Source organism: bacterium (assembly GCA_028820935.1).
Lineage (GTDB): Bacteria > Actinomycetota > Acidimicrobiia > Spongiisociales > Spongiisociaceae > Spongiisocius.
The window spans coordinates 1-7,594 of the sequence record JAPPHZ010000040.1 but is presented as its reverse complement, the minus strand read 5'-3'; the positions used below and the strand labels follow the sequence as shown (position 1 = coordinate 7,594).

6 protein-coding genes are annotated in these 7,594 nt (G+C 60.5%); 3 read left to right on the top strand and 3 right to left on the bottom strand.

The window, feature by feature from the left end:
- Positions 1-244 (top strand): integrase (locus OXM57_11930; GenBank protein ID MDE0353388.1); only part of this gene is annotated, 244 nt, incomplete at its 5' end.
- Positions 245-709: 465 nt separating this feature from the next.
- On the opposite strand, the gene OXM57_11925 is transcribed toward OXM57_11930, so the two are convergent.
- Both OXM57_11925 and OXM57_11920 read right to left on the bottom strand, forming a co-directional pair.
- Complete coding sequence (locus OXM57_11925) at positions 710-1,288, bottom strand: PIN domain-containing protein (GenBank protein ID MDE0353387.1); 579 nt, start codon at positions 1,286-1,288, stop codon at positions 710-712.
- Between the two features lie 16 nt (positions 1,289-1,304).
- Positions 1,305-1,784, bottom strand: a complete 480-nt coding sequence (locus tag OXM57_11920; protein ID MDE0353386.1) for an excisionase family DNA-binding protein — start codon at positions 1,782-1,784, stop codon at positions 1,305-1,307.
- 1,125 nt (positions 1,785-2,909) lie between these two features.
- Here OXM57_11920 and OXM57_11915 point away from each other — a divergent pair.
- Entirely contained in the window at positions 2,910-5,819 is a 2,910-nt protein-coding gene (locus tag OXM57_11915) for a hypothetical protein (GenBank protein MDE0353385.1), read from the top strand.
- A 380-nt stretch (positions 5,820-6,199) separates the two neighbouring features.
- A complete protein-coding gene (locus OXM57_11910; protein ID MDE0353384.1) occupies positions 6,200-7,018 on the top strand; it encodes a hypothetical protein in 819 nt (272 codons plus the stop codon).
- Between the two features lie 457 nt (positions 7,019-7,475).
- Here the strand turns inward: OXM57_11910 and OXM57_11905 are convergent.
- Positions 7,476-7,594: ATP-binding protein (locus OXM57_11905; GenBank protein ID MDE0353383.1), on the bottom strand; the 119-nt coding region annotated here is incomplete at its 5' end.

The following is a 7,594-nucleotide window of genomic DNA, read 5'->3' as shown; positions in this document are numbered from 1 at the left end:
CAGGGTGGGGAAATTCACTGATCGAGACCGGGGAATCTCGACGATCGTCAACAGCACCCTACACGGCATGCGCAGTACATTCCGAGACTGGTGCGGCGAGAGAGGCGTTGCCCGTGAGCTTGCCGAAGCATGCCTAGCGCACCGCATCGGCACCGCCGCCGAGCAGGCATACGCACGCAGCGACCTCCTGGCCCGCCGCCGCCAACTCATGGAAACCTGGGCACAACACATCAACCCCGAATGAGCCGATCAACGATCGGTAGCAGTTCCCTCTACCAAGTAAGGAACACCATCAGCCCCCTGTGGCCGTCGTTGGCGGTGACTGCGGCCTCTCCGGCGGATTGCGGACTCCACCAGAACATGGGCGGGGCAGGCGCGCACGCTTCACTTTGACCAGGGCGTTTCCCGGCCGCTGCCCGGCCCCGGGCGGGTGGGAGGGGGTGTTGGGTGGTGGGTGTGGCCGAGTGCGGCAAATGGGGGGATATGGGTAGGTGGTAAGTGGAGTTCCATGAATGCAGTAGTTCGCTCGACCCCACAGCAGGATTTCACCCCCACCTACGGACGTTTCAGCGCAGCGCCATTCGTTCTGTAGTGGCACCCTGAGATGGCTCCTAGGGGCGTTTCCGCCAGTACTCCTCACAGATGGGACGATTCGTGAAGTGGAGTCCGTGCTCGCGGTGTCCAGCCGCCGGGGTTATTCCAGAGTGTCCTATAGAGTCGGAGGCGTTTCGGTTGGTGGGTCGTGGGGTCCGTGTCTGATTGCGGCGACGGTTTGTGGGAGTCCGACCTGTTCCAGGCGGTTGAGCAGTTGGTTGTAGCTCTGTGGCGGTCGGTGGAGGGCTGCGGCTTGTCTGGTGATGGTGTGTACGACTTGGTCGTATGCGGTCTTGAGCAGGTCGTGGACGAAGTGGTCAGGGCTTTGTGCTTTGATGTCGAATTGGTTCAGGGCGCTGTCGGGGAAGTCCCGAAGGTTGTTTGTGACGATGATCTGGGCGCGGCATCGGATGGCCGCGGCGGCGACGTGGCGGTCGTCTTTGTCGGGGAGTGCGACTGCTTTGATGAGGGGTTCATATCCGGTGACGAGGCAGTCGGGCACGGCTGCGATCATGAGTTGGCGGGTTCGATCGAGGCGGGCTGGGTCGAGTTGGGGGTTCGCTCGGATGAGGCTGGCAGTCATCTCGTCGAGGATGGCGTTGGTCCACTTGGCGCGGTACAGGCCCGTGCATGCGAGCCGGATTAGCAGGTCGCGCAGCGACGCCGGGTGCAAGACGTTGGCGTCGTATACCACGGTGGTGTGCGTTGGCTCAGTACTCGAGGCCCAGATGTTCAGCCTCGGCTGTGAGTTCGTCGAGTATCCGCTGGCGTTCTAGTTCTTCGTGACGGCGGTAGGCGAGGACGTCGGCGAGCCGGACTCGTCGACGGTTGCCCACGCGGCGGAACGGGATAGCTCTCTTTTCGAGGAGACTCACTAGGTATGGGCGTGAGACGTTGAGCAGATCGGCGGCTTGCTGGGTGGTCAGTTCGCTATGGGGGGCAGCAACGGTTACTACGCGACCTTTTGCCAACTCGGCCAGGACTTCACGTAGCAGGCTAACCGCGGGCGCGGGAAGGGCGATCACCTGTGGGTCGCTCGGTTGGTCGGCCGCATATACCTGCAGCGACGCAGCGGCATCACTGTGTCCTGCCAGGTAGGCCTGGAGGAGTTCGGCGGCGTGGCCCGCCTGCTTGGCCTCGGTCCTGTTTGGTGCCCGTGGCGTATCGTATGCTTCCGTCGCGAGGGTCATGGTGAAACTCTCCTCGGGTTCTGTTTCTCGTTTGGTGACCTCTTTGCGGCTGAGGCGCGGGACTGGAGCTTCGCCTCGCCGTCCGCGACGATCTTACCACGTATGCGAAATATTCGCAGTGTCTGATGTAAATAGTGCAGCCGAAGCAGTATACTCCTCGTATCTGCGGGTCTGCGTGGGATGCGGGACCGCTGACGTATGCACGACTTCCGCGGGTCACGTGGTTGGGGTAAGGAGGAAGCCGAGTTGTCCAGCCTGAGTGTCAGCCGAGATCAACTCCAGGGGGTAGAGGCCACTCAGCTGCCAAGGCTGATAAGGCAACTCGTCCTCGAGACCACACCGGGCCTCGTTGAGGTTGATTTTCCGGCTGACCAGGGGGTCTACTCGGATGGATGGGACGGCATCGTCAGGTCGGCGGGGTCCACGCCGTGGGTACCGGACGGTTTATCTCTGTGGGAGATCGCAGTCCGCAAGAGCGGTGCTCAAAGAAAAGCAAACCAAGACTATGGGAAGGGGACTCTTATACCTGATGGTTCGCCTTCTGAGTCCGCCACCTATGTGGCCCTTGTCGTTAACGCTTGGAATAAGCGCCGTGACTGGGAGAAGGATCGGAATGCTGAGCGGCGGTGGCGGCGGGTACGAGCTTTCGGATTGGACGATCTCCACACCTGGTTGGAAGCGGCTCCTGTCACCCGCGCCTGGCTGGCAAGGGAGATGGGCTACAACCCGTACGGATACCGTCCGGTTGAGCAGTGGTGGGGAGCGTGGGCGTCTCAGACGAGACCCTGTCTCACGCATTCGGTGGTTCTCGCGGGTCGAGCCGATCAGGCGGAGGGCCTCGTTGACCGGCTGAGACGGGATCCGCAGGTCACCACTATCCATGGCGCGAGCGTCGACGAAGTGTGCGCATTTGTCGGTGCAGCTGTCGCGGGCTGCGCCGACGAGCTCGGGGGCCGGCAGCTCTTAGCTCGAATGGCGGTGGTAGACGACCACGCGTCGTGGCGGGAGTTGCTGGCGTGGTCGTCCCCCTTGGTCTTGGTCCCAACTCGATACGAGTTCGCACACGAGTATCCGGCGTCGTCTCCCCATCATGTCGTGGTACCGATCACTCATAGCCCGGCCGGCATGGCGGATATCAGCTTGCCCCGCCTTGATGCAGAAGCGGTCGCGGATACCCTCCGGGACGCTGGAATGGACGATGAGGACAGGGCCAGACGGTGCGGTTACCTCGCTCGGCGCAGCTTGCAGACACTACGACATGAGTTAGCTCTTACCCCCGCTTTGCTCACACCGGACTGGGCGAAGGCGCCGGTTCCCAAAGAACACAAAGTTGCTCTGTTGGCTGGTGGATGGGCAGACGACCATGCTGGAGACCAGACAATACTGAGCGACCTTGCTGGAGAACCCTACGAGACCCTCCGAGAGGTCTTCTACGAACTAAGCCGTCACGAACCGCCATTGGTCATGAATGTGGACCACGGCTGGTATCTCGTGTCACCCGACGCTTGGCTTTCCCTCGGCGAGCACGTGACAAAACTTGACCTCGATAGGCTGAAGAACGTATCCCTGCGGGTGTTCGGAGAACGCAACCCAGCACTCGACCTAGACGCCGACAAGCGTTGGATGGCGAATGTCCTGGGACGGGAGAGGGCTTACTCCCCGACCCTGCGTGATGGGCTAGCGCGCACCCTCGTGCTACTCAGCATTCACGGAGACCGTGCCCGAGGGCCCAGAGGCTACAACGGCGACATCTGGGCTTCCCACATCGTACGAGAGTTGTTGCCCGACCCCGACGACAGCAACGCCGGTGACATGTGGGTGTCGTTGGCGGATGTGCTCTCGCTCCTTGCCGAGGCCGCTCCCGACGTCTTCCTCACCGCCATACGGAAGGCCTTGTCCGGCGACTCCGCGCCACTTGCTGCGATGTTCACCGACCCCAAGGGGGTCCACTCGTTTCAGGCACCGCACTCGCCTCATGTTCACCTGCTGTGGGCTCTAGAGCGGCTTGCCTGGTCTCCCTCCGACTCCTACCTCGTGGCCGACATCCTGGCTGCCCTCTCCGACGTCGACCCCTTTACCCGATCAAGTAACCAACCGCTCGACAGCCTGGTCAGCCTCTTCTCCGTTTCGCACCCGAGCGTTGCCGCGCCACTGTTCGGTAACAGCGAATCGCTGAACCGTTTGCGCCGACACCATCCCGATACTTCCTGGCTACTGATCGTGGAGTTGATACGAACAAGATGTTTCGGATCTTCCGACTTACAAAAGCCGGCTTTCCGTAACTGGGAAACCGAGACAACCGCGCTCGGAACCGTTTACAACGAGTTCGCCACGGTGCTCGCTAAGAGCGCCATCCAAGACGCAGGCACAGATGCGTCCCGATTCGGTGTCCTCATCGAGGTGTTGACCAACCTATTCGCCGAACTCCGGGCCGGGGTCGTTGACGCCATCGAATCACGTGTTGTCGAAGGTGTCTTCTCTGTCGAGGGAGAGCGAGAACTTCGTACGCAGATGCTGGAGATGGTCCGTAAGCACCGGGCGTTCCCAGACGCTGGCTGGACACTCCCCGAGACCGAAGTGGTCCGCATCGAAGAAGTAGCCTCCCGAGTCGAGATCCATGACCCGGTCGTAGAACATCTTTGGCTATTCGAAGATGACTATCCGATGGTACCCGGGGTTCAGGCCGTCACCGCGGAGTATGACCAACACCTCGCAGGGCTGCGACGGGCAGCCGTGGCCGCTGTCTATGAACAGTCCGGACTTGATGATGTGTCTCGTCTCATCACCGAGAGCTCACAGCTCTCAGCCGCAGCCCCGTGGGCGGTTGGCACCGCTCTACACGACGCTTACGGGGCAGAACTTGAGGCCCCCATGCTCGACTGGCTCGCCAACGACACCGACGCCGATCGCCAAACCGCCCAGTACTACCTCGAAAGGCAGTTCCGCCAGTCCGGATGGGCATGGCTACAAACACTGCTCGACTCCAGCGTTCTCTCCAACCGGCAAAAGGCCCTGCTGCTTCGCACCGCTCCAAGAGAACCAAAGGCATGGGACCTAGCATCCAAGCTGGGCCCGGACGTAGAGGCACAGTACTGGGAACTGTTCAGTCCCTACGGCCTCGGACCAGACTTCGAGTTCGCTGACCAGGCCGCTGAACGTCTTCTTGGCGCCCAACAGACCCGAACCGCCGTCGAACTCTTCACCCTATACGGGATCAAGTCAGAAACGGCAGCCCTCCTCGCCGCCCAAGCACTGGAGTCCCCCCTCACCGTCTCCTCTGACCGGCTCACTCACAGCCTAGGCCGCATCTTGCGTGGCCTGAACCGTTACCAGGACGCTATCGGCAGGCAACGGCTAGCGGCCCTCGAGTGGTACTACCTGCCTGCCTTCCATGAGAACCCACCGGTTGAGACCCTCCATCAAGAACTCCAGCACAACCCGGCTTTCTTTGTCGACATTGTCAGCACGGTTCTCCCACCCCGCCACCCCGACCGGAACAACGACGAAAAGAACCGTCCCAGAGAAGGATCAGACAGTGACGGCAAGGCGCGGAACGCGAGACGGTTGCTACATTCGTGGACCTGGACACCCACAAGCGATACTGACGACAATGGTGAACTGTCAGCCCTGCTCGAATGGGTGACCGACGCGATCGAAAAGCTCCGTGACGCCGACCGCCTAGTCGTAGGCGAGCAGACGATCGGGCAGATGCTGGCCTCCATCACCGATCCAAATGAAAAGATGAGGCCCGCGAAGATAGTCCGTGACCTGCTCGAAGAGATCCGCCGCACGGAAATCGAAACCGGCGTGGAACTGTCCCTGATAAACAGCCGGGGCGTGACATGGCGTAAACCCGGCGAAGGCGGGATCCAGGAAAAAGCCCTCGCCGCCGACTTCCGTGACCAAGCTCAACGCGCCCAGGATCACTGGCCGATCACCGCACGCATCCTCAACCGAATCGCCGACCGCTACGACCATGAGGCGTCCTCGGAAGACGAAAGCGCTGAACGGTTCCGAACCGGAATCATCCAGTAGAACCCACCACCTCTTGACAACCAAAACCCGAGATGGCCCAATGGCGACCTCCATTTCTTCTCGTGGTTCGGGAGGGTGTTGACGTAAGTGGAGACCTTTGGGAATGGCATTCGAGATGGGAAGAAGGATTCATAATCAATGCCGATTCCGATCTCCCTGCGTAGATGATCCTCTGTGCAACCGTGGGGAGGGCGCGACGACACCCGTCGAGCGTGTCCGTCAATGCTCTCATCTCCGCATATTCCATCCGCTGCCCCCCGTTCCCCACGACGTGACACTTCGACGCTCCCAACGGAGAGTTCCATCATGACTGGGAGCCGTTGGGCTAGACCTTGCTGCGAGGCATGTGTTGGCCTTGTCTACTGCGAGTGCCCCATTCTATGAGAAAAGACGAACTCCTAGCCGCTGACATCATCCAGTCCATCGAGAACCCAACCAGCATCGAACCCATCAGCACTACCCATAAGCGTCGCACACCAGACTGGCGAGCGACCCTTGCCGACGGCCGGCTAGCAGACATCGAAGTAACCCAACACACAGCTTCAGAGCTTAGAGGATTCTGGTCACAGATACATAAGAAACCCGGTCCTAAGTGGCCCGCTTCAGAACTCACACACGCATGGACTGTGTTAATCGCCGGGACCGTCGGACACAAGTCTTATGTTGGCCGAACAGTCGATCACATCATCCCTGTACTGGTGGCCACAGAAAACGAGGAGGCAACACCAGACCAGATGTATCGTGTCGCCGGCGAGCGCCTGGCACAACTGCATGAGCACGAGCAGGTAATCCCAAGAGTAAGGCTAACGGCCCCGCCCTCACCCGCTACGGATGGGGCAGGTTACGTTTACACGCTCGGGTCAGTCGCAAGGGAGGGCACATGGGACGATTTCAAGGTACTGTTGGACGCAATACAGGTATGTGTCGATAGGAAGACGGAGGACAACCAGTTGGTCGATGCTCCCGACCTTAAGTGGCTGGTTGTGCTGATAGCCGACGGAAACGGCGTGTGGCAGCTTAATGACCACTTCGGCCCTTACGCCGATCCCCCTTACCCATTCGAAGTGTTCGAGACTGTCAAATCCGACTACTTCGACGAGGTATGGATTGCCGCCCCAGCACAACCCGTAGCAACATACACGGTCGTACGTTTGTCGAATCCGCCAATACGTCAGGTTGTGCCTGCGATCAGGTTTTGACTCGTGCCATCCCCTGGCCTGCGCTTATACACGACCCGCACATGCCAATCAATAGAACAGCCCGCCCAAACAGGCGGCCCAGAAACGTGCAACCCGAACCCCTCAACACGTTGGGACAGCCCGTATCAGTCCGCCCCATAACCACTCGCTTTGAGCCGGTCACCACCGGATACACACCCGGCCTCCTCGGCCAATTACCAAGGTTGGCCACCCCAGATGCGGCGATGTCCCGGCCCGATACGCCAGCATCCCGGAGTGCGCAGGTGACCGCTGACGGATTGGGCGGGGCGGGTTCTGATAGGGTTGGGGCTGTCCGCAAGACCAATTCCCTTTTCCTGGGTTTGTAACTGAGTGGCCGTTGGGGTCTGCTTCGTGCATGGTCCCTTTGGCGGCTGATGTCATCGAAGCGAACGCATGTCAAGGCCGGTTGAAAGTTGCGCGGTTTCGTGGGGGTTGGTTAGTGGGTGACCTCCTTTCGTTTGCCTCTGAGCCGGTAGCTCTGTCCTTTGAGAACGATGACCTCTGCGTGGTGGACCAGGCGGTCGACCATGGCGGCGACGGCTACTGGGTCGCCGA

Bases quoted from the DNA above. Each gene is read 5' to 3' on its own strand.
- OXM57_11920 (MDE0353386.1), bottom strand. From the start codon at position 1,784: ATGACCCTCGCGACGGAAGCATACGATACGCCACGGGCACCAAACAGG.
- OXM57_11915 (MDE0353385.1), top strand. From the start codon at position 2,910: ATGGCGGATATCAGCTTGCCCCGCCTTGATGCAGAAGCGGTCGCGGAT.
- OXM57_11910 (MDE0353384.1), top strand. From the start codon at position 6,200: ATGAGAAAAGACGAACTCCTAGCCGCTGACATCATCCAGTCCATCGAG.